Source organism: Pseudomonas sp. GD04015, assembly GCF_029837675.1.
In the GTDB taxonomy this organism is placed as follows: Bacteria; Pseudomonadota; Gammaproteobacteria; order Pseudomonadales; family Pseudomonadaceae; genus Aquipseudomonas; species Aquipseudomonas paralcaligenes.
Window position 1 is genome coordinate 169,240 of sequence record NZ_JAOEEE010000009.1, and the last position, 22,810, is coordinate 192,049.

Consider the following 22,810-nt stretch of genomic DNA (forward strand, 5'->3'; position numbering starts at 1 on the left):
ATGTCCAGCTTTGCCGATTTGCTGCAGCAGGGTGCATCCCACGCCTGGCTGTACTTCCCCAGCGCTATCCTCCTGGGGGCATTGCACGGCCTGGAACCAGGCCACTCGAAGACCATGATGGCCGCCTTCATCGTGGCCATTCGGGGCACGGTGAAGCAGGCAATCCTGCTGGGTCTGGCAGCAACGATCTCGCATACAGCGGTGGTCTGGTTGGTGGCCATGGGCGGTATGTACCTAGGCCAGAATCTGAACGCAGAAACGACCGAGCCCTACTTCCAGTTCGCCTCCGCAGCGATCATCGTCACCATCGCTTTGTGGATGTTGTGGCGCACCTGGCGTGGCGAGCAGATGTGGCGCTTCGAAGAAGACGGCTCTCATGATCACCACCATGACGAAACCCGACGTATCGATACAGGGCACGGCCGCATTGAGCTATCGATCTTCGAAGAGGGAGTACCTCCGCGCTGGCGCCTGCGGACCCTGAGCGGCCATACCTGGCCAGCAGAGGAAATCAGTCTGGCTACAACTAGGCCAGATGGTGCGCTCCAGCAGTTCCGTTTTGTGCATCGTGGCGAGTACTTGGAGTCCGTCGCAGAAATCCCCGAGCCTCACCAATTCAGCGCACGACTGAGCCTTGGACATGCCGGCCACTCACACGATTACGATCTGGATTTCCACGAGCATGATCATGGCCACGGCCATGCAGATCTGCAGGGTCTGGAGTTATCGCTAGAGGGATACCAGGACGCCCACGAGCGAGCCCACGCCAATGACATCCGCAATCGCTTCACCAATCGCAACGTCACGACTGGGCAGATCATCCTGTTCGGCCTGACTGGCGGCCTGATTCCCTGCCCAGCAGCGATCACAGTGTTGTTGCTGTGCCTGCAGGTGAAGGAAGTAGCTCTTGGGGCTGTCCTGGTGCTGTGCTTCAGCATTGGCCTGGCAGTAACGCTGGTTGCCGTCGGAGCAGCCGCTGCAGTAGGTGCCCGCCAAGCAACCAATCGCTGGCCATGGCTGGGAGCTGTTGCTCGTCGTGCTCCCTATCTCTCCAGCCTGCTCATCATTGGTGTCGGTATCTACGTCGGCATTCATGGCTGGATTGGTCTGACTGCGTAAATGTTAGAGCTGTCAGGCTATCTGGGCCTATTCCTCGCCGCCTTTGGCGCCGCAACGCTGATCCCCATGCAGTCCGAAGCGGTGCTAGCTGGGCTGCTGGCCAGTGGAAGCTATTCGGTCACCATGCTGTTGCTGGTAGCCACGGCAGGCAACGTATTGGGTTCCGCGGCCAACTGGCTGCTTGGGCGCTATATCGAGCACTTTCGGCACAAGCGCTGGTTTCCGGTCAGTGACGACAAGCTGGCTCGAGCTCAAGTTGCCTACCACCGATACGGCCGCTGGTCGCTGCTCCTGAGCTGGGTGCCGATCATTGGCGATCCGCTGACGATGATCGCCGGCGTCATGCGCGAACCGCTCTGGAGCTTCTTGCTGATCGTTCTGCTGGCCAAGTTCTCCCGGTACCTGGCACTAACTGCTATGACTTTGGGAGTGATGGGGTAATGCGCTCGACCAGCCTGGACCTCGTCAAATGGCTCGCCATGCTGACGATGGTGATAGACCACCTGCGCTACCTCTGGCCTGAGGCGACAGCATGGTTCTTCGTTATTGGCCGATTTGCGTTCCCATTGTTCTGCCTGGGTATCGCTGCCAACGTATCCCGCTCTCGCCCAGGTGATCTGTACAGTGAAAACAATTTTCGCTATCTGAGTTGGCTACTGGCCTTCAGTTTCGTATCCGAACTGCCTTACCGAATGCTGTCAGACATGAGCAATACGCTGAATGTCATGCCGACACTGATGCTGGGTCTGCTCGTTGCTTGGAGTGTCCACCATAGCGGCCGCACCGGTCTGATACTGGGACTCGCCACACTGACTGCTGCTGGCGCTCTTCATAATCAGTTGATGTATGGCGCGTTTGGAGTGCTGCTACCGGCAACGATGGTGCTAGCGATACAACGTCCTGGAGCCACCTGGCTCGTACCTGCGGTATTTAGCGTCTTGGCCAATAGCCGTTACGGGTGGACCGGGGTAGGCCCTTTTGATACTTGGTGGGCACTAGTAAGCACCTTCTTGGCGCCACTGGTAGGCCTCTGGCTCTTGAAACAAAAGATCTCTCGCCATGTATGGCCCGTCGGGCGCTGGGGATACTTCTTCTACCCCGGCCACATCACCGTGCTAGTAGGACTGCGTGCGGTTATCTGACCGTGGAGTAGAAATACCCTTGCCCAATGAAGGCACTTTGCCATACTCCGATTCGTGACCTCAGTCACACACAAGAACTAATCAAAACTGAGTTTGAACATGAAGAAGCTTTCCGCCGCTCTGATCGCCACTGTGATTGCCCTATCCTCTGCTGTTGCAGTTGCCCATAGCGGGGGCACCGACTCGAAGGGCTGCCATACCAATCACACCACCGGCGTCTATCACTGCCACTAACCTCGGCAGCAGTACCAGCCGCCTCAGCCGAGACGGCTGGATTAGCCGTGGCGTAAGCCAACAGTGAAAATAGTCGCGAACCGCTGGGATGGCGTAGGGCTATGAGACTCGCATCGAGTGTCCGCTAATGGCCCAGGCTGTGTAAAAACGTTGGCATCGACCTTGCTGTGATTTGATGGATTCGAAATCAGCGGGGGCGCCAATGAAGCGTTTTATCCAGGGAGAGCATCGAGGCCAAAGCGCGCTGCTTCCCGAGAGCCTGGATGACTACGTGGCGGACACTAACCCGGTGCGGGTGGTTGATGTGTTCGTCGATGAACTCGACCTTAGCCAACTGGGTTTCGAGGGTGTCGTCCCGGCGGAAACCGGCAGACCCGCCTACCATCCTGCCGACCTGCTGAAGATCTACATCTACGGCTACCTCAATCGCATCCAATCCAGTCGCCGCCTTGAGCGAGAGACCCAGCGCAACGTCGAGCTGATGTGGCTGACCGGGCGCTTGATGCCGGACTTCAAGACCATCGCCAACTTCCGCAAGGACAACGGCAAGGCAATCCGCGGCGTATGTCGGCAGTTCGTGGTGCTGTGCCAGCAGCTTGGCCTGTTCTCTGAGGCGCTGGTAGCCATCGATGGCAGCAAGTTCAAGGCGGTCAACAACCGCGACCGCAATTTCACCAGCGCCAAGCTTCAGCGGCGAATGGAGGAGATCGAGTCCAGCATCAACCGTTACCTGACCGCACTAGATACCGCTGACCGCCAGGAACCTGCCGTAGCGCAGGTCAAAGCAGAACGCCTCCACCACAAGATCGCAACGCTGAAAGCCAAGATGCAGGAGCTCAAGGAAATCGAGGTACAGCTCAACGAAACACCGGACAAACAGATCTCCCTGACCGATCCCGATCCCCGCTCAATGAAGACGCGGGGCAGCGGCATGGTCGGCTACAACGTGCAGGCGGCGGTCGACACAAAGCACCACCTGATCGTGACGCATGAGGTCACGAACGACGGAGTCGATCGCGATCAACTGAGCGCCATGGCCAAGTAAGCGCGAGAGGCCATGGGTGTTGAGAAGCTCTCGGCGGTCGCAGACAGAGGGTATTTCAAAGGCGAAGAAATCCTGGCGTGCCATGAGGCTGGGATCACCGTTTTCGTGCCCAAGACGCTGACCTCGGGAGCGACAGCGGCTGGCCGCTTCGGCAAAGGTGATTTCATCTATGACCCAGTAAAGAACGAGTACCTATGCCCGGCTGGGCAAAGCCTGATCTGGCGTTTCTCTAGCGTCGAGAAAGGGCTGAAGCTGCACCGTTACTGGAGTTCGCATTGCCAGGGTTGTGCGCTGAAAGAGCAGTGCACACCGAGTCCACAGCCACGCCGAGTGAGCCGCTGGGAGCATGAAGCAGTGCTCGAAGCGATGCAGAGTCGTCTGGATCAAGCGCCCGAGATGATGCGAATCCGCCGTCAGACGGTCGAGCACCCGTTCGGCACGCTGAAGAGCTGGATGGGTGCCACCCATTTCCTCACCAGAACGCTCGACCGGGTGAGCACCGAGATGAGCCTGCATGTGCTCGCCTACAATCTCAAACGCGTGTTGAACGTGCTGGGCAGCGGTGCCCTGATGGCAGCGATGAAGGCCTGAGGCCTGTTTTACGAGTCTTGCCCCCTCTCAACAGGCGCGCCGAAGCCGGAAGTGCCATAGCAACCAGAATCACCGAATGCGCCTGATTGGGTCTCCGGCGGCCTCCTGGACGCTGAGAAAATCACCCGGCAGTTGATTGCCATCGCTTGCTGCGTTTTTACACGGTCTGGGCCGGAAGCGGTCGCTCGTGGGAGGCCGCTTCCGGCAAAGAAGCGGATATTTGGGGACTGCTCCGGATTAACCCCTGCGCCGACGGATTTTCATGATTGCAGAGTGCTAGTATCCGTGCGCAGGTTTTGAAGCTAGGTGAACGCGAGGGATAGCATTTGCAAGAGCATGAATATTCAGTCATAGGCCATAGCAGAAGCACTATTGGCCGCTACCTAGGCATGCTTGCCACCGTAGTCGTCTCCCTTCTTCCAGCCGTAGGTATCGGGCTGTCAGAGGCACTAGCCTCAGTCGGCCTTCCTGATTGGGGGAAGTACTTCCTTGTCATTCCTATCACCGCTGGCGTGATCTATACGGGCATCCACTGGTGCTTCAATAAGTTCGCCTGGCGTCCCCTGAGCTACCTCTCGCAGATTCCACATATAGCGGGCCAGTGGGACTGCGAAGGAAAGACCTACGCCGATGACGGGAGTATTGCCCAGCACTGGGTAGCTGAACTGAGCATTTCTCAGACATGGGAAAAGATTCGAGTCCGACTCGAAACCAAGTCATCCATATCACACAGTATTTCTGTTGCCCTCATCCCAGAGGCCGATGGTTGCTGGATGCTGATGTACAGCTACATGAATCAGCCCAAGGTCGGGAACCTCAACCTCCATGCCCATAAGGGTTACGCCGAAATGAGGTTCACCAAAGGCTTGAAAGCCGCGAAAGGCGAGTACTTCACGGCGAAAAGCCGTGGCACGGTTGGGGCAATGGAATTCACTAGGAGAGAAGAATGAGCAAGGATGTAAAACGCCGGCTTTCCGATCTGAAGGCGCGGCGGCAAGGCAGTTTCATAGCGATGGACAGCCTTGTTGAAAACAGTGTGAGCATGGAAAGCTTTGAGGCCCGCTCGACCGGTGAGTGGGCGAAATACACGCTCGGAATCATGCAGGAAGTCGATCCCAAATATACGGCAACCTCAATCGCTGAAGGCGAGCGCGTAAAGAATCAAATCAAGAACAGAATCAGTACCTCCGTATCGTTCGAGTATCAAGGCTCCGTCCCACTGAACGTGCATATCCGTGGCGCTAGCGACATCGACATCCTAGTTCTGCTAAGTGGCTACCTGACCTATGACACCAATGGAGTAGGTGCTTCGGGATATCTCCCCTGGACTGGCCTCAGTGGTGTCGACCAGCTCGCATATCTCCGTATGGAGCTGGAGGATGGGCTAGAAGTCGCGTTCCCTGAAGCAGACGTGGATACTGCAGGCGATAAAGCCATCGGGCTTTCAGGCGGCAGCCTCAAGCGAAAAGTTGATGTGGTCCCGTCGTATTGGAACGACTCTGCAACGTACCAAGCGAGTAAGAATAAGAAGGACCGAGAGGTTTGTATTTTCCAAAAGCAGAGCCGTACGACCTTCAAAAACCGACCATTCCTCCACATCGACAAAGTGAGCGAGAAAGATCGCCGCTGCAATGGAGGGGCGAAGAAGATCATCCGCATGCTCAAGAACTTGAAAGCGGACTGTGACAACCCCTCCTCGATTGCTGTGAATAGCTACGAGATCGCGGGGCTCGTGTATCACTTCGAAGATCTGCCAATCAGTCTGCCCGTTTATCGTGAGCTGGCCTTAGTCGCGGTGACCCGGCAGCAGCTAGATCGGATGATCAATAACAAACAGTGGACGATGGGGCTCAGCACTCCAGATGGCATCCGAAAAATTATCGACTCCGAGGCGAAATTCGACTCCCTGAGACTGCTTCGCGCTGAGGTCAATGAGCTAGCTAAAAATCTCGCCATCGAGCTCACGCGTGAGATCTGGGTCAGCGACCACGATGCAATTCGTGCACTGAACGAGTCCTATGTTTCTGAGCGCTAACTGAAAGAGCCCAGCTAAATCTGAGCAAGAGCTGAGATTGCAGTGGCCAAGCGGTCTGGCCGCTTGCAATCACACTAGGAGTTCAGTTCTCGGCATAGAAAAATCTATGGTCACCCCCATTTTTGCAATACTGATCAACGATGGCTGTTTGGCTTGCTTAAATCTATCCGGCGTCTATCTGGGGCATGCCCCGCGCCACGATGAGAGTCGCGCCTGGCGATCCTGAAAAGCCCGACGGCTTCTAAAGCCGATTTTTGTGTCAGGTTCTTCGCCAGGCCGGTGGGCCGTTCACGTCATCGGTTGTTCAGCATCGCAAACCCGAAAGGGTGTTTCGTGGTACAGCGGTAAACGCAGGGTCAGGCGGCGAGTGCGCTTGGCCCTGCTTCAAATTCCGAGTGATTGGCTGCAATCGCCCAGGCGATGCGGGCGAGCTTGTTGGCCAGGGCGCACACCACCACATTCGAGTGCCGCCGCTCACGCAGCGAGCGAACCCAGTCGGCCAAAGCGCCCTGCTGGTACTCCAAGCGTTGCAGATAGACCCTGGCGCACTGCACCAGCAGCCGGCGCAAGTTCTTGTCGCCGCGCTTGCTGATTCCCAGCAGAAGGGCCCGGCCTCCCGTGCTGTACTGGCGTGGCACCAGACCCACCGATGCCGCGAAATCACGACTGCCGCCATACTGTTTGCCATCGCCCATCTCGGCGCACAGTAGGCTGGCCGTGATCGGCCCCACACAGGGGATGCTCAGCAGGCGGCTGCCCAGCTCGTCCTCGGCAAGCTGGCCGGTCATTTCCTTGTCCAGCGATTTGATCTGCTCGTCCAGGTAGCAGAAGTGCTCATGCAAGCGACTCAGCAGCCCGACCAGGTGCGGTGGCAACTCGTGCTCGTTCAACGTGGTCGGCAGCCGCCTGACCAGCGACAACCCCTTGGGCAGGCTGATACCGAATTCCAACAGGAACCCATGGGCCTGGTTCGCCGTCTTCGTCCGGTCACGCACCAGGGATTCGCGCATCCGGTGCAAAACCGACAAGGTTTGCTGGGCTTCGGTCTTCGGTGTCACGAAGCGCATGGTAGGCCGGGAGGCGGCTTCACAGATCGCCTCGGCATCGATGAAGTCGTTCTTGTTGCCCTTAACGAAAGGCCGCACGAACTGCGGCGAAATCAGCTTCACTTCATGCCCGAACGCTACCAGTTGCCGAGCCAGAAAGTGTGATCCCGCACAAGCTTCCATCGCCACTGTGCACCTCGGCAAGTTGCCGAGCAATCGCATCATCTGCTGGCGTGTCGCTTTCCTGCGCAAGACTTCTCGACCGACATTGTCCTGCCCGTGCAAATGAAAGCTGTGCTTGCCGAGATCGATACCAACCAGTGCGACGCTGCTCATGATGATGGCCTCCGAAATAAAACACCCTGCGAGAGCGTAGCCCTCGCAGGGTGTGGGGGTGACCATCTCATTAGCCCGCCTTTCAGGGGCGGGCTTTTCAGCTGTCTCCAAGGGGAGGCTAGGGCTGACGATGAGTTCGGCCTTGTGCAGCGGAGCGAGTTCTGGAAAGACAACTGAGCTCGGTTCAGATGGGACTATGGATACGGGCAGGATATGGGACGTTAGCCTCGCAGATGTGATGCAGCAGAGAAGATCACGTGGTTACTAATTCGACTGCCGAGTGACTGACTCGCTGAGGTTGAGTACGTGCGATCTCCCTCCACTCGGTACTGGTGCCCAAGCTCGCTACCTTGTGCATCACGAATTGAAAGAACCTCCAGTAACGGCTCCATCAACCAGCGACCAACCTCGTTCGTATGCCCAGGACTCACAAGATACGCCTGCTCCAGCCAGGCGTGCTCAGTCTGCGCAGCTATGACCTGTTCCAGCAATGGAACCGAGGGAACCATTAGCATGCTTCGAAAGGCCTGGTTTCCATCGTCCTCAACGATCTGCAAGTAGAACCAGGGCCAGGTCATCTCTAGCTCGACATATGACCAGAACTGCACGCCATCTGGCGCTGTTGAGAGCCCAGGAAGCAGTTCCGCATTCCGACTGGTTTTGAACACGAGGCAATTTCCTAATGAGAATTTTGCTTAATTGATGAACAATATATTTTGTAGTCATATATTGTTCAATCGCGCTTCATCGTCCCATTTTGCGGAGCAGCAAAATGGAAGTCCGGGATTCGTTCGGGAAGGCGTTGAGGTTCGTGCGACAGCGTAGGGGGCTGACACAGGAAGATTTCTCACTCGTTAGCAGTCGTACCTTCGTAAGCATGCTGGAGCGCGGAGCAACGAGCCCGACTCTCGAAAAGCTCGATAGCCTCTGCACGGTGCTCGACATTCATCCGGTCACCCTCTTGGCCCTGACCTACTTGCTTGGATCCGAAGCTCCTGAAAGTTTTGAGCAGCTCTTGGAGAAGGTTGGTGAGGAATTGAGAGATCTAGTCGAACCTGACTGATTGCTCAGCGGGGCTGTGTGAGGAGGCGGTTCCGTGACCGCACAGTGAGTGTTGACCTTGCTGTCTCTCTGTGTTGTTGGCGCTGATGGAAAATTGGGGGTCATATGTCCGTCGCGCAAGCAATTTTGAATCGAGTCAAGCACATGCCAAAGGGGAGACCCTTTGTCGGCGCGGTGTTCGCGCAGGTTGGTTCCCGTGCGTCGATTAATAAAGCGCTTTCTAGACTGGTGCAATCAGGCACGCTGGAGCGAGTGGCTCGCGGTGTCTACATGCGCCCTAAAACGAGCAAGTACACCGGTAGGGTGGTGCGCCCGAGTCCGCTGGCTGTCATGGAGGTCATCACGAAGGCGAACGGCGAGACGATCCAGATACACGGCGCGGAGGCTGTTCGGCGGTTGGGCCTCAGCACACAGATGCAGGTGTTGCCGACCTTTTACACCAGCGGATCTACTCGCGAGATCAAGGTTGGCAATGCGGTGGTTCGCCTCCGTCACGTATCCAAGGACCGCTTGCAGCACGCCGGCACGACGGTAGGTGTGGCGCTTACTGCTCTCTACTACATCGGGAAAGAAGGGCTGTCCGCTAATGTGGTTGCCAAGATTGTTAGTGCGCTGAGCGGCGAAGAGCTGATGAAGCTAAGGGCCTGCAAGATGCCGAGATGGATGCGATCGTCATTGAGCCTTGTGTGAGCGTACGTGGATGCGTCTTGCGTACTGGATCACTTGGCCTCGATGGTGGTGATGTGTGTGGCGATTCAATCAGCCCCCCCCAGCATTTCACAAGAGAGGAGCCATTCGCTCTGATATGCGTGATCATCTCTGTCAGTCCTCCTTGTGCACTGTAGAATTAGTATGAGCTTTCTCTCTATCGACGTTGCTCTGCCTGCCCTTCGCTCAGCATTGGCAGAGCGAAATGAAGCTGTTCTTGAAGCTCCTCCAGGAGCGGGTAAGACAACCCGAGTTCCCCTCGCGCTATTGAATGAGACATGGCTTGGAACCCAATCCATCTTGATGCTCGAGCCGAGGCGTCTTGCTGCTCGAGCTGCGGCTGAGCGTCTAGCTAGCGAATTGGGTGAGAGAGTAGGTGAAACCATCGGGTACCGGATTCGCTTGGAAAGCAAAGTCGGTCCGAAAACCCGAGTTGAAGTCGTCACCGAGGGCATCCTGTCCCGTCGTTTACAAGAGGACCCCGCCCTCGACGGCGTTGGGATTGTCATCTTCGATGAATACCATCTTCGTACGCTTGACGCAGATTTAGCCTTGGCACTTTGTCTAAACGGCCGTGAGCTTCTTAGGGACGAAAGCCAACCACTTAAGATCCTTCTGATGTCTGCAACGCTTGAGGGGAATCGTCTTTCTAAGCTCCTGAACGACGCTCCAATAGTGAAGAGTGACGGCCGTATGTTCCCGGTCACCACGTATTGGGGGAGACCTCATCAATTCGGTGAGATCGTCGAGCAGCGCGTGATTCAGGTCTGTCTGCAGGCCCTATCTGAACAAAGCGGGAGCATCCTTGTGTTCCTTCCTGGTCAGGCTGAAATACGCCGGGTTAACGAGCAGTTGAAAACTCAACTGAAGGACCAAGATAACATTATGCTTTGTCCGCTCCATGGCGAACTTGACCTGTCGTCCCAGCGAGCAGCTATCGAACCCGCGCCACAAGGCAAACGCAAAGTAGTGCTTGCCACCAACATAGCCGAAACGAGCTTAACCATCGACGGCGTTCGCGTCGTAGTGGACGCTGGACTAGCACGCGTGCCGCGTTTTGACCCTGTCAGTGGTATGACTCGCCTAGATACGCAACGTGTTTCTCGAGCGGCAGCTACGCAACGTGCTGGCCGCGCAGGACGCCTAGAACCAGGTGTTTGCTATCGACTCTGGTCGGAATCGCAACATGACCAGCTTGCAGCATACGACGCTGCCGAAATTTTGCAGGCAGATCTATCTGGACTCGCGCTGCAGCTAGCACGATGGGGTGTGCAGCCTGACGATTTGGCTTGGTTAGATTCGCCTCCTGTAGCAGCTTATGCGCAAGCTCGTGATCTACTCACCCGGCTAGGAGCATTAGATGAGCGTGGTGTTATTACTGCCCATGGCCAAGCGATGGCTGAGTTACCTGCACATCCTCGAATCGCGCATCTGTTACTCCGTGGCCAGGCATTCGGGCTCGGTAACCTCGCCTGTAACATAGCGGCGCTGCTTGGAGAAAAAGATATCCTCCGCGGTAACGGCGCTGACCTTCATGATCGTCTTAGCGTATTGGGTAATGAAGCGTCCTCACGCGCCAGTCGAGGGGCTGTTCAACGAGCCCGTCAGCTAGCGAGGCAGTTCAGGGGATACCTACGCGGTCCGGTATCTGAACCTGTGGCAGACCCTGATCATCCACGGTGGCAAGGGGGGCTCCTGGCCTTCGCTTATCCAGATCGAGTGGCACGTCAGCGACGCGATGGTGGAGCCGAATACCGATTGGCAAATGGTCGTGCCGCACAGTTTGGCGAGCCTGACGCACTGATGAAAGAGCCTTGGCTAGTCATTGCAGACCTTGGGAGCAGACAATGTCAGAGAGAGGAGCGCATCTACATTGCCGCAGCACTTGATCCCCAGCTATTCGACACTCTGCTTGCCGAGCAGGTAAGCCAGCGTGATGAACTCGAGTGGGACGAACGCGAGGGTGTATTGAAAGCCGAGCGGCAGCAGCGTGTGGGCGAGTTGGTATTGAGTCGAGCTGCCATTCCTGGGCTTGATGAAGAGGCTCGTTCTCAGGCATTGGTCGGGCTCGTACGTCGCAAGGGCATGGCGCTGCTACCGTGGACACCGGAACTTCGTCAGTGGCAGGCACGAGTGTCTCTTCTTCGTGATCTGGATCTCGAGCAAAAGGGTGAAAGTGAGTGGCCTGATCTGTCAGATAGCGCACTCCTGAGCTCACTTGAAGTGTGGCTGGGGCCATACCTGGGCAAAGTTAGCCGACTCAGTCATTTCGATAACTTGGATCTCTCAAGCATCCTCCTTGGGTTGCTGCCTTGGCCGTTACCTGCACGCCTCGATGAACTAGCCCCCAAAGCGCTGCAGGTGCCATCTGGCTCGCGCATTGCCATTGATTACTCAGAACATCCTCCCGTGCTTGCCGTTAGGCTACAGGAGCTGTTTGGCATGGCTGACACTCCTCGTGTAGCAGGGGGCCGACAGGGGGTGCTACTGCATCTACTTTCTCCAGCTCGCAGACCCGTACAGGTTACTCAAGATCTCGCCAGCTTTTGGGCCAATACCTACATTGAAGTAAAGAAAGATCTAAAGGGTCGATACCCCAAGCACTGGTGGCCTGATAACCCTATGGAGGCAGAGCCAACCGCTAGGAGTAAGCCTAGAAAGCAATGACTGCCGCCCGAGCGAAGCCAAGAAAAACCTAGAGATCGAGATAAGAAGCGACCGAGTTTACGTGGCGCGTGCCTTGGCAATTTCAAAATCTTCATTACGCAACTTCTTGAGCTTTTCAAGCTCTGTTGCGTACTCGGCAACAGGCATTCCTGCCTTTAAGTCGTTCAGAAGTTTCTCTTGGCTTTGGTCAAAGACCTCAATCGCCTTGATCATGTAAACTGAGGAAACCGTGGTGTGGTAGTTCGATACCTTCTCGAAGGCTAGGTGAATGTAGCGCTCTACAGAGTCAGGACTCTGGTGGCCAGTCCACTGCATCACCTCTGCAACGAATTTTTTGCTGTCGAGTAATGCACGCCTGAAGTCATCTACGCTTTCAAGTTCATGCCTGCGGATGAGCAGAACAAACAAATTAGTTATGAACGCGTGACGGAACATGTGTGCACAAATTGGCTCTTTGATCCCAGCATGATTCTTCAGTACGAAAACTTCATTTGAAATCGAGTCAGCGTTAAGCCTGGAGCCATTCTGGTCGGAGACAAACAGGAAGCCATGATCATTGGATTTTCTGAATTTGCTAATGAGCCTCTTTCGAGGAAAGTCTATGTACTTTTTCAACTCGTTCAGCAGCATCTTCGTGATGGGAATCATACGCTCTACACCCACCCCTCGCTTAAGAGTCTCAAGACGCAACATCGGAAACTCCATTGCTAGCGCAGCCAAGACGTCGCTGACTAAAATGTTTGCGATTTCACTACGCCGAGCACCTGTATGCTCCAGCAGGGAAATCATGACGTGGCGGCGCATCTGCAGATGTCTTGTTTTACCGAGGCTGTTGATGGCCTCCCTTAAACGGTCAATGTTCTGCGCCGTAATCGGATCACGCGTGCGTGGACGTCCACCGGATAGTGAAAGCGAGTGATGGTGGACATAGTCCCTTTTTATAACTTTTCCTGAGCGGGTTTTGATTGTGGCTGTCTTATGAATCGTGCGAATTCTGCCGTTAGGCGAAACAAAGGCATTGTCGCCGTAGAAATGGCCAACGTGGCTCAAAAAGTCCAAGCAAACCCGGCCAACGTTCAATACCGTAGTCTCTGACTTCCTCTTATGTGTGGAGCCAGGCCTAAGCGCTTCTGTTCGAATTGAGCTGATGAAGCTGCTAAATCCATTGTCAGTCAACTCGATGAAATCTATATCATGGCGGAAACAGTAACGTATGAGCTGGCTGATTTTCGCCGCATAGTCCCCCATTGTGCCGCCTTTGCTGCCTTTTCTGGATAGCCCGGATTGACCGCCTCTCCCTGGTCTGTCTCGCAAGGCCAGCATATAAAGGTTCGCAAGCAAGCAAGGTCGTCCGTCAGGCCATACAATAAATGGCATGTTTGATCCATCTTTCGTAACAAGAGAGCCCAAGGCGTGATGGTCAAAGAGCTTTAGGTCGCTGACTGGCCTGAAAAGCTGCTTTATAGATGACGTACTCATTTACGGTACTTGTCGATTTTGGTGACTTTTCGATCATGCTCAATTGGCGGAAAATAATCGAAAGGTGGCGGGTTCATAGAGGCAATCATCGTCAGCGTCGTTAAAGCATCTTGCACACGCTTCTTGCGAAGCTTCTCGCTAGGCGTATCCCTGACAATTTTCAACTCGCCTATAGCGTACGATAAACCCTGTAGTAATATGAAGTTTATCTTTTGATGTTGCTCAAGGTCACGCTCCATCTCATCTACACGCTTCGTTAGACCGCTTTTCGTACGTTTGTTGCTTTTTTGACCTCTATTATTGAAGGTGTCGATGCTGTCTTTGGCAGATAATCGAAGATAATTTATCTCTTCAAATCCGCGTTCAAATAGTTCGTTGGCGTACGTCTTAAGTGTATTTAAACTGACAGCCTTCGTCTGCTTGATACCTTCATCGTCTTCGAATTCGACTTCCAATGCGGCGATCCCGGCCTGGCTTTTAAGTGCCGAGATTAGTTCTACATTTTCAGCGAATATATGAGGTCTTGCAGCAACCTGCCTTAGAAAGTCTCGCAGGGCGCTTACAGCGCTTCTGCTATTTAATACCCGTGCGTCAGTCTTCATGGTTAACTCAATCTTTAATTTTCACGATAACGCGCATATGCTTCCCGGCGTTATCGACGAAAAACTCTGGCTCAATGCAAACCTCACCTTCCTGGATAAGATCCAGGATATGTTCCTCAAGCTCTTCAGTGTCGACTAGCGCAAAGTCGTCGGTACCATAGCGCGCTCGAAGTAGGTGAGCGAGCTGGGCGTAACTTTCAGTCCCTCCCTGATGAAGACTCTCGGCAACAAATTGAGCTTTAGCCCCGCGCAGAATCGTTCCGTCCAAGGTCTCGGTTATGTAGTTCCACAGGTGCTCAATATCAGTATGGCCAAGCATCCATTGCAGGGTCTCTAAACCACCGAGGCTGGCGGAGTGAAAGAACAGCATTGCAAAAAAACGACGTAGCTGGTGCTGGCGAATATAGTAACGTTCACCCTTATTGTTAATTGGGGTTTGGATGTAGTCGCAAAGAAAATCCAGGTTACGGTTGTAGCTATAAGAGGTGGGCTGAGAAAACCCAACGTCACCGCGAATTGAAGGTGTTGCAAACAAGTGACACATCTCTTCAATGTAACCCAGGCGAACAAGAATTTTTTGCATTCGAATCAGGTTTTTAATCATCTGGACAGCTATAGGCTCAATTGGTCGTGCTTCCAGGTTTCTGAGTCCATAAAGACGGTAGGTGCTTTTGCGGTTGTAAAAATTCAACCATTGCTCAGTGGAGTCCAAGCAATTTGTGCAATGCAAATCTAGTAGCTCGCCAACTCGACGTGCAGTAATAGCACCGACAACTAATTGTACGGCTCCAATGTAAACTCCGATGAGCTCAAGTACGGCGCAGTTGGTGCGAAGTTTATTAAAATAACTCTCCTTGCTTTCTATTCTGATTCGCCCAAGTAATGAATCTTCATTGCGGAATGAGAGTCCAAATTGTCTCACGCCCAAGGCTGCAAGCTCCGGGCCTACTACATGTTGAAGTTCTTTGTCGGATAGTTCTCCAACTTTAATCTTGTGGATCTTGCAGTAAAGTATGAGTTTGCAAAAGCCGTTCACAATTGTCTTGCCATGCTTAAGGTGGAACTCTACGGAGTCTTTAAATGCACCAAACACCACGGCAGATGGAAGCGTCCTAAAACTGCCTGGGCTCGATAGATTAGCCTGGAATTTTAAGACCTCTATTAAATCGCTTACTGGCGGGGCAGGGATTCCAAGCTCATGCAGTCTTCCCATGCTATAAATAGATGCTTTATATCCATTAAAGGCAGTCGGTGTAATAGTTTTCCTTTCTCCCGTCGTTACTCGGACAGGTGGGTACTCACGTCTGAAGTCGGAGGCGGACTTGTAATAAGTTAAAATGTTTATAACTGATTTTGTTTCTGATTTTCCCTTGAGTGTTTTTTTATATATCACCTCTGATAGCATGGCTGAGTTGGGTGAGTTCCACCTTTGGTTCCCTTTCCTGTAATAGCCTTTAAGATAAAGAGCTGCGCGGATATTTGGAATTAGGTGAAGTTCTACATCCAGTTCATTTTCGTCCTCTTGGTCTGGGGTCACTATCTGCATTTCTGGTATGGCATCTAAAGTTTTACTGATCAGGTTTTGATCTGTGGATTCAAGAAGTTCCAAACAGTAGGATGACATCCGTTTGCGCCACCCATACACTGACTCAGATGTGTCCGGATGATAGGTGAGCGTGGTTAATATTGACTTAAGGTTGTTCGAGGAAAGTCCAGCCAGCCCATAAGTGGAAAACTCATACTCGGCCGAATGCAGAAGCAAATAATCAATTACATGTACTGCTCTTGCAAAATTGATTGCTTGAGATTTAATTGAGTTGGAATCTGCGCCGCCACCAGCAACCTTCTCTGTAGCTGAGGTGAGCATGTATTTTAGGCCAGCAAGCAGATCGTTATTCTTTCTGTCTGTAAGAATACTTCCGTCATCAAGATCTACGCTCCAGTTGAGTGTTTTGTCGCGCTTATAGTCGAAGTTGTAGTACCATACGTTGTCGTGAAAGCTACTCTTAAGCCAGTCTGCTCTTTGTAGCTTGCACTTGGAATCCACAAAGAAAGGGTTCAAAAAATTAAGCTCGTGCGGCATTTCCATAAATGAGTGACTCCATTTTTTTAGGGTTGTAGTGCGAAAGTGCATCGGAGAGATGTTGCTTAAGCAAATAATCATTCCCTCTATTAATTTCTTCCACTACTGCCCTTGAAAGGTCGGCCCAATAAGTTGCACGGCCACATACTTTTTCGGGGCTTGAAGCCATATCCACTGCTTTTTCTAAGGAGATAAGTGCTGTCATTATTCCTGGGTCAATCGAAATCAGCACTTGTTTAACCCCGAGGCTGGTGCTTTTTTCTTTTTCAGCCGATGTGTGTTCTGGATCGCTAAGGTGATGTGGGATGTCTTTCAGTGCGTGGTTGGTAAGAAAGTTATGCAGCTCTTCCATGTTGGAAAAATTAGCTGCTTCCAATAGGTATGGGCTATCTTTCATGGCTTCGCAAATAAAGCCACGCTGAAAGATGCGAATCCATCTTGTTTGGAAAAATGCCAATATAGCCTCTGGTAGATATCTTTTCATAAGTAGCGTGTCATATCTGGCGTGACCAAGGGCTTTGGCCATCTCTGTTACGCTTTTTGTTTTCAGGTATACCAAAACTCCTGAGGAGGCTCTTAGTGTGGTAAGGGATACCCTTGTCAGAAATTTTACGAGCTCTTCTTCTCTGCGATGTGTATAGGGCTCGAATTGTTCTTTTAATATTTTCAGTGTATTCTTCTTGCTTTTAAAGTTTGATAGGTTCCACCCAGGGAGTCCGGCGCTCATTGGGTAGGAGAAACCAAGTCCGCACGTAATAAATAGCTCTTGCCAAGTATCATCGCCATTCGCCCGCAGGAAATCTCTAAGCGGCTTGGTTATTTCAATTACCTGCTCAATGAGGAGTGTGGTGGTTTCATTCAGTTTGATTTTTTGCTCAGAAAGCCTGCTGCCTCTTCTATCTTTAAATCCGATCAGCCAGTTTCCATCTGTTTCCGACTTCCTGAAACCGATGTAATCACCATTTGCATCATGTAAGATCAATTTCTTCAGAAAGCTTGGAGTGATCTCGGCGTGCTCGATAGTTAGAAGGCATTGAAATGGGAATAATCTTTCCGCTGTCGGAAGACCAAGAGTCTCTGCAATGTGCGGTTTGGGGGATCTACCGCCATATCGGTTACTTAAGTAATTCGAGTCAATTTTAAATCCGTCTCGCTCGAATGTAGCGAATACATTTTCAACACCCATTTTCTCTAATGTTGACATGCTTGCCCCAGACTGGATGGGTGTTCCTTGTTGGGCGAGCAGCTTTCTGCGCTTTACATGGGCGTAGGTTTTTTCGCACTGGGCAGCCGCCCACCTCTTAACTGTATTTAGATCTGATTCTATGTCCTTAAATAATACCTCAATGGTTTCCGAGTCTGTAAGATGCAGCGGTATTGAAGTAAGTAGTTTTTCATGGACCTCGATGCCTTCTTCGTTTACCCTCGTTCTAGACGGCGTTCCAAGCGTTTTTCTTTGAGTCGGCTTAGGCAGCCGGCCGTCAAATGGAACTGCCCATACATTGCTATCGAGAAACGCCTCTTCCAGATTCGATATCATTCGATTCCATGAGCTGATTTTGGCATTGATGTTGAGTTTTCGATGATGTGCATCCATGAAGCTTTCTTTCATGAAACTCAAGAAGAACTGCTTTATCAATATTGGATGGTAAAATGTCATCCTCGGCCAGTCTTGCGCGTTTTCACTAAGGAATTTAATAAGCCTGTTGATTTCAGTGAGGCTCGATCTCGCCTGCTTCTCATAGAACAAGCGGAGATTTTCATAAAACTCTTCAGTGAAATCTTTTCCATGGGAATTCCAAAGCATCGGCAATGCAATGAAGGAGATTTGTCCTTTTTTGTCCACAATATCCCAACAGTTCCAATACCGGATGGTGGAGGGATCAAGTAGCGGTATGTTCTCACCCCAATTGTTTGGATAGCTTTCCTTTATCCAGTTGTCGTAGCTGATTGTCGCGAGCCAAGGTGATCCGATATCCATTTTTTCAAAGGCTCTAAGCAGAATCCGCGCATATACCCGCCGTGATTCCAGCTTTGCCCTTACAAAGTCTTCCCCAGTTAGGGCCTCTAGAAATCCCCGCAAGATTTGTGCAAATGCCTCGCTTGCGAGGCTGCTGAGTGTGACGTAGGTATCGTTGAGGTGGCAGTAGCATTCCAGCAGCTTCATGGCCACATCAGGTGATGCGATATCTCCCTCCGAGCAGAGCTCAATTTTTGCGACCACCTCGGGGGAAAGCATTTGGTACGGGTAGTTGGAAAGCGCGAAGGTGTTTTTGATGATTGTCAAAATTTCTTGGCCTTATTTTTCTGCTAAAAACTGCTCTAGTACGCTAGTTCATGAGATTTTTACAGGATCATGCGAATAGTAATGATCCATGAACGCAGCCTGGACGCCGACCTGGCGCTGGCCCTGACCCTCAACGGCCGCGAGTTGCTGCGCGACGAGCCGCCGCTCAAGGTGCTGCTGATGTCCGCCACCCTGGAGGGCGAGCGCCTGTCCGCGCTGCTGGGCGACGCGCCGGTGGTGTCCAGCCAGGGCCGCATGCACCCGGTGGAGACGCGCTGGGGCGCACCCTGGCAGCCGGGCGAGCGGATCGAGCCGCGGGTGGTGCAGACCGTGCTGCAGGCCCTGGCCGACGAGCCCGGTAGCCTGCTGGTGTTCCTTCCCGGCCAGGCGGAGATCCGCCGGGTCCACGAACAGCTGGAGGAGAGCCTGGGGAGCCGCCCGGACATCCTGCTCTGCCCGCTGCACGGCGAGCTGGAGCTGAGCGCCCAGCGCGCCGCCATCGAGCCGGCGCCGAGCGGCCGGCGCAAGGTGGTGCTGGCCACCAATATCGCCGAGACCAGCCTGACCATCGACGGCGTGCGCGTGGTGGTGGACGCCGGCCTGGCGCGGGTGCCGCGTTTCGATCCGGCCAGTGGCATGACCCGCCTGGACACCCAGCGCATCTCCCGCGCTTCGGCCACCCAGCGCGCCGGCCGCGCCGGGCGCCTGGAGCCCGGCGTGTGCTACCGCCTGTGGTCGCAGAGCCAGCACGAGCAACTGGCGGCCTACGGTGCGGCGGAAATCCTCCAGGCCGACCTGGCCGGCCTGGCCCTGCAACTGGCGCGCTGGGGCGTGCGCCCCGGCGAGCTGGCCTGGCTGGACGAGCCGCCGGCCGCCGCCTTCGCCCAGGGCCGCGACCTGCTCGCGCGCCTCGGCGCGCTGGACGAGCGGGGCGCGCTGAGCGCCCACGGCCAGGCCATGGCCGAGCTGCCGGCGCACCCGCGCATCGCCCACCTGCTGCTGCGTGGCCAGGCCCTGGGGCTCGGCGCGCTGGCGGCCGACCTGGCGGCCCTGCTCGGCGAGCGCGACATCCTGCGCGGCGGCGGTGCCGACCTGCACAGCCGCATGGCGCTGCTCAGCGGCGAGGAGCGCGGCCAGCGCGGCGCGCGGGGCGGTGTGCAGCGCGCCCGCCAGTTGGCCCGGCAGTTCCGCGGCTACCTGCGCGGCAAGGCGAGCGAGGCGGTGGCCGACCCGGAGCACCCGCGCTGGCTTGGTGCGCTGCTGGCCTTCGCCTACCCGGACCGGGTCGCCCGCCAGCGCGGCAAGGGCGGTGGCGACTACCGCCTGGCCAACGGCCGGGCCGCGCTGTTCGCCGAGCCGGACGCGCTGATGAAGCACGAATGGCTGGTGATCGCCGACCTCGGCAGCCGCCAGGGCCAGCGCGACGAGCGCATCTACCTGGCCGCCGACCTCGACCCGGCGCTGTTCGACTCGGTGCTGGCCGAGCAGGTGGCGCTGCGCGAGGAGCTGGAGTGGGACGAGCGTGAGGGTGTGCTGCGCGCCGAGCGCCAGCGCCGGGTCGGCGAGCTGGTGCTGAGTCGCGAGCCGCTGGCCGACCTCGACGAGGGCGCCCGTGGCCGCGCGCTGCTCGGCCTGTTACGGCGCAAGGGCCTGGAGCTGCTGACGTGGACGCCCGAGCTGCGCCAGTGGCAGGCGCGGGTGGCGCTGCTGCGCCGCCTGGACCTGGAGCGGCAGGGCGACAGCGAATGGCCGGACCTGAGCGACGTCGCCCTGCTGGCCTCGCTGGAGGACTGGCTGTTGCCGTACCTGGGCAAGGTCAGCCGGCTCAGCCACTTCGCCAGTCTCGACCTGCCGGGCATCCTCGCCGGCCGGCTGCCCTGGCCGCTGCCCCAGCGCCTGGACGAGCTGGCACCCAGGCACCTGCAGGTGCCGTCCGGCTCGCGCATCGCCATCGACTACGCGGAGCACCCGCCGGTGCTGGCGGTGCGCCTGCAGGAACTGTTCGGCCTGGCCGAGACGCCGCGCATCGCCGGCGGGCGGCAGGGCGTGCTGTTGCACCTGCTGTCGCCGGCGCGGCGGCCGGTGCAGGTGACCCAGGACCTGGCCAGCTTCTGGGTCAACACCTACGCGGAGGTGAAGAAGGATCTCAAGGGCCGCTATCCCAAGCACTACTGGCCGGACGACCCGCTGATCGCCGAGCCGACCGCCAGGGCCAAGCCCCGCCGCTGAGCGGCGGGCGCCCGGCTCCGCTCAGAAGGTCTTGCCGACCCCCGCCACCAGCGTGGCCGAGCAGACGTCGTCGAAGCCGTTGAGGCTCGCGCACTCGGCCTCGGACAGGTCGGTGTCCACGTAGCTCAGCGACCAGTCCAGGCCGAGCCACGGGCGGTTCAGCCTGACCTCCCATTCCCGGTAGCCGTCGCGTTCGCCGCCGCTGGCGGAGAGGAACGCCGGGTCCTTGTAGTCCACCCGGCCGTAGCGCAGCTCCAGGCCGACCTCCAGGGGCAGCTCCGCGCGGTAGCCGACGTAGCCGTACAGGTAGCTCTGGTCGCCGCCCAGGTCGTCGGCGTAGTTGCCGCCGAGGAAGGCGCCGTGGGCGCTCAGCTCGGCATGGTACTCGGCGTAGTCGAACGCGCTCTGCCGCGGGTAGACGTAGCGGATGTAGGACAGGTCCAGGGCGATGTCGTCGTCGATCTGCCAGTAGTAGCCGGCGTAGTAGTCCAGCTCCTGGCGGGTCCTGCTGCCGAAGCCGAAGTCGACGTTGGAACTCCACACGCCGAGGTACAGGCCGCTGCCGTGCAGCAGGGTGGCCGAGCCCTGCAGGGCCGGGTCGTTCTGCGTCTGCGAGATGCCGCGGGTGCGGTAGTCGCTGTAGAGACCGGCGTTCAGTTCCAGGGCCAGGTCCTGGCCCAGCTCGACGGCCTGGGCGGCCGGCGCCAGCAGGCCGGCGGCCAGGAAGGGGATGAGGTGGCGTTTCATGGGGGCTCTCTTGTTGTTGTGGGGAAGCGGTTCAGCGCTGCGGGCAGGGCGCGGCGGGCCAGTCCGGGGCTTCCAGCTGGCCGAGGGAGAGGTGCGCCGTCTCCCGCAGGAGGAACGAGCAGAGCGCGACCAGGCTCAGGGCCGTGGCGCCGTACAGGGCCACGCCGAAGGGGTTGCGGTCGCTGAGGATGAGGATCGCGGTGGCCGCGCTGGAGGCGGTGCCGCCGCCCAGTGCCGCGCCGATCTGGTAGGCGGTGGACATGCCCGAGTAGCGCATGGCCCGGGGGAACTGCTCGGCGATGAAGGCCGGGATCGGCCCCTGGGTCGCGCCCATGAAGGCGCCGACCATGATGTAGGCGGCGCAGGACAGCGGCAGGCTGTGCACGCCGACCAGGGCGAAGAAGGCGAACAGCCCCGCCGCCATGAGGGCCGCGCCGAGGATCATCACCCGGCGCCGGCCGATGCGGTCGGAGAGGGCGGCGAACAGTGGCGCGGTGATGACGATGGCCACCGACAGGCTGATGTCGAACAGCAGCGCCTCGGTGCTGCCGTAGCCGATCTGGGTGGCGTAGGCGAGGAAGAAGGTGCTGCCGATGTAGGCGATGGTCACGTAGCCGAAGGCGATGCCGGTGCACAGCAGCATCTCGCGCGGGCGGCTGCGCAGCGCGTCCAGCAGCGGCATGCGCAGCGTCTCGCTCGGCGCCGGCGGCTGGCTGCCGGTCTTCTGCAGGCGGGCGTAGAGGCCGACCAGTACCAGCACGCCGCCGAGCCAGAAGGGGATGCGCCAGGCGAAGTCGACCAGGTTGTCGTCGTAGGCCAGGCTGACCAGGGCGAACACCAGCGAGCCGAGGATGCCGCCGATGCCGATGCCCATGCTCGTGAAGCTGCCCCACAGGCCGCGCCGCCCGGGCGGGGCCGACTCGATGCCGAACAGCGCCGCGCCGCCCCATTCGCCGCCGGCGGCGAAGCCCTGGACCAGGCGCAGCAGGACCAGCAGGACCGGGGCGGCGACGCCGATGCTGGCATGGGTCGGCAGGCAGCCGATCAGCAGGGTGCTCAGGCCCATCAGCAGCAGGGTGGCGACCAGCGCCTTCTGCCGCCCGGCCTTGTCGCCGACGTGGCCGAATACCATGCCGCCCAGCGGGCGGGCGAAGAAACCGGCGCCGAACGCGGCGAAGGCCACCAGGGTGGCGGTGAGCCGGTCCAGCTCGGGAAAGAACACCTCGGGGAACACCAGCGCGGCGGCGACGCCGTAGATGACGAAGTCGTAGAACTCCAGCGCGGTGCCCATGCCGGAGACGAAGAAGGTGCGCAGGGCGGACGGTCGGCCCGCCGGCGGTGTGTGATCGGTCATGACGTGCCCATCTTGTTGTTGGCGTGCGGGGCGCCCGGCCACCC

The 22,810-nt window shown here is 56.5% G+C and carries 16 protein-coding genes and 2 pseudogenes; 11 read left to right on the forward strand and 7 right to left on the reverse strand.

Annotation, left to right across the window (positions count from 1 at the left end; genetic code table 11):
- From N7640_RS10850 to N7640_RS10880, 7 genes and pseudogenes are all read left to right on the forward strand, one after another.
- Nucleotides 1-1,119, forward strand: a complete 1,119-nt coding sequence (locus N7640_RS10850) for a nickel/cobalt efflux protein RcnA (RefSeq protein WP_019396933.1) — start codon at nt 1-3, stop codon at nt 1,117-1,119.
- Nucleotides 1,120-1,560 carry a YqaA family protein gene (locus N7640_RS10855; RefSeq protein WP_019396934.1) on the forward strand — a complete coding sequence of 147 codons (441 nt, stop codon included), beginning with the start codon at nt 1,120-1,122 and terminating at the stop codon, nt 1,558-1,560.
- Nucleotides 1,560-2,261 (forward strand): TraX family protein, encoded by a 702-nt coding sequence (locus N7640_RS10860; RefSeq protein ID WP_019396935.1) that lies wholly within the window; start codon nt 1,560-1,562, stop codon nt 2,259-2,261. The genes N7640_RS10855 and N7640_RS10860 overlap by 1 nt, the downstream gene beginning before the upstream one ends.
- A gap of 99 nt (nt 2,262-2,360) precedes the next feature.
- Nucleotides 2,361-2,495 carry a YHYH domain-containing protein gene (locus tag N7640_RS10865; RefSeq protein WP_100220652.1) on the forward strand — a complete coding sequence of 45 codons (135 nt, stop codon included), beginning with the start codon at nt 2,361-2,363 and terminating at the stop codon, nt 2,493-2,495.
- A 202-nt stretch (nt 2,496-2,697) separates the two neighbouring features.
- A pseudogene (locus tag N7640_RS10870) lies at nt 2,698-4,131 on the forward strand (IS1182 family transposase).
- A gap of 326 nt (nt 4,132-4,457) precedes the next feature.
- On the forward strand, nt 4,458-5,081 hold the full coding sequence (locus tag N7640_RS10875) for a hypothetical protein (protein ID WP_157787408.1): 624 nt from the start codon (nt 4,458-4,460) through the stop codon (nt 5,079-5,081).
- Nucleotides 5,078-6,166: a hypothetical protein gene (locus N7640_RS10880; protein ID WP_019395875.1), complete on the forward strand. Its 1,089-nt coding sequence runs from the start codon at nt 5,078-5,080 to the stop codon at nt 6,164-6,166. The genes N7640_RS10875 and N7640_RS10880 overlap by 4 nt, the downstream gene beginning before the upstream one ends.
- A 356-nt stretch (nt 6,167-6,522) precedes the next feature.
- Here the strand turns inward: N7640_RS10880 and N7640_RS10885 are convergent, their stop codons facing one another.
- Complete coding sequence (locus N7640_RS10885) at nt 6,523-7,548, reverse strand: IS110 family transposase (RefSeq protein ID WP_279902746.1); 1,026 nt, start codon at nt 7,546-7,548, stop codon at nt 6,523-6,525.
- A gap of 772 nt (nt 7,549-8,320) precedes the next feature.
- On the opposite strand from N7640_RS10885, the gene N7640_RS10890 reads away from it, so the two are divergent.
- From N7640_RS10890 to hrpB (N7640_RS10900), 3 genes are all read left to right on the forward strand, one after another.
- Nucleotides 8,321-8,611 (forward strand): helix-turn-helix transcriptional regulator, encoded by a 291-nt coding sequence (locus N7640_RS10890; RefSeq protein ID WP_019395877.1) that lies wholly within the window; start codon nt 8,321-8,323, stop codon nt 8,609-8,611.
- A 104-nt stretch (nt 8,612-8,715) separates the two neighbouring features.
- Complete coding sequence (locus N7640_RS10895; RefSeq protein WP_176516867.1) at nt 8,716-9,300, forward strand: DUF6088 family protein; 585 nt, start codon at nt 8,716-8,718, stop codon at nt 9,298-9,300.
- Nucleotides 9,301-9,462: 162 nt separating this feature from the next.
- A complete protein-coding gene (hrpB, locus tag N7640_RS10900) occupies nt 9,463-11,985 on the forward strand; it encodes an ATP-dependent helicase HrpB (RefSeq protein ID WP_025986795.1) in 2,523 nt (840 codons plus the stop codon).
- Nucleotides 11,986-12,042: 57 nt separating this feature from the next.
- Here the strand turns inward: hrpB (N7640_RS10900) and N7640_RS10905 are convergent, their stop codons facing one another.
- The 4 genes from N7640_RS10905 to N7640_RS10920 form a co-directional block, all read right to left on the reverse strand.
- Nucleotides 12,043-13,362, reverse strand: coding sequence for a site-specific integrase (locus N7640_RS10905; RefSeq protein ID WP_157787409.1), 1,320 nt, complete (start codon nt 13,360-13,362; stop codon nt 12,043-12,045).
- 98 nt (nt 13,363-13,460) lie between these two features.
- Nucleotides 13,461-14,066: a hypothetical protein gene (locus N7640_RS10910; protein ID WP_157787410.1), complete on the reverse strand. Its 606-nt coding sequence runs from the start codon at nt 14,064-14,066 to the stop codon at nt 13,461-13,463.
- 7 nt (nt 14,067-14,073) lie between these two features.
- On the reverse strand, nt 14,074-16,155 hold the full coding sequence (locus N7640_RS10915) for a hypothetical protein (protein ID WP_033864530.1): 2,082 nt from the start codon (nt 16,153-16,155) through the stop codon (nt 14,074-14,076).
- Complete coding sequence (locus N7640_RS10920; protein ID WP_157787411.1) at nt 16,133-18,436, reverse strand: hypothetical protein; 2,304 nt, start codon at nt 18,434-18,436, stop codon at nt 16,133-16,135. Before N7640_RS10920 ends, N7640_RS10915 begins: the two co-directional genes overlap by 23 nt.
- 87 nt (nt 18,437-18,523) lie before the next feature.
- Here N7640_RS10920 and hrpB (N7640_RS10925) point away from each other — a divergent pair.
- Nucleotides 18,524-20,665, forward strand: a pseudogene (hrpB, locus tag N7640_RS10925) (ATP-dependent helicase HrpB); the annotation flags it as partial.
- Between the two features lie 21 nt (nt 20,666-20,686).
- On the opposite strand, the gene N7640_RS10930 reads toward hrpB (N7640_RS10925), so the two are convergent.
- Together N7640_RS10930 and N7640_RS10935 are read right to left on the reverse strand one after the other, a co-directional pair.
- On the reverse strand, nt 20,687-21,412 hold the full coding sequence (locus tag N7640_RS10930; protein WP_279902745.1) for a TorF family putative porin: 726 nt from the start codon (nt 21,410-21,412) through the stop codon (nt 20,687-20,689).
- A gap of 31 nt (nt 21,413-21,443) precedes the next feature.
- Nucleotides 21,444-22,766, reverse strand: coding sequence for an MFS transporter (locus tag N7640_RS10935; protein WP_279902744.1), 1,323 nt, complete (start codon nt 22,764-22,766; stop codon nt 21,444-21,446).
- Between the last annotated feature and the right edge of the window lie 44 nt (nt 22,767-22,810).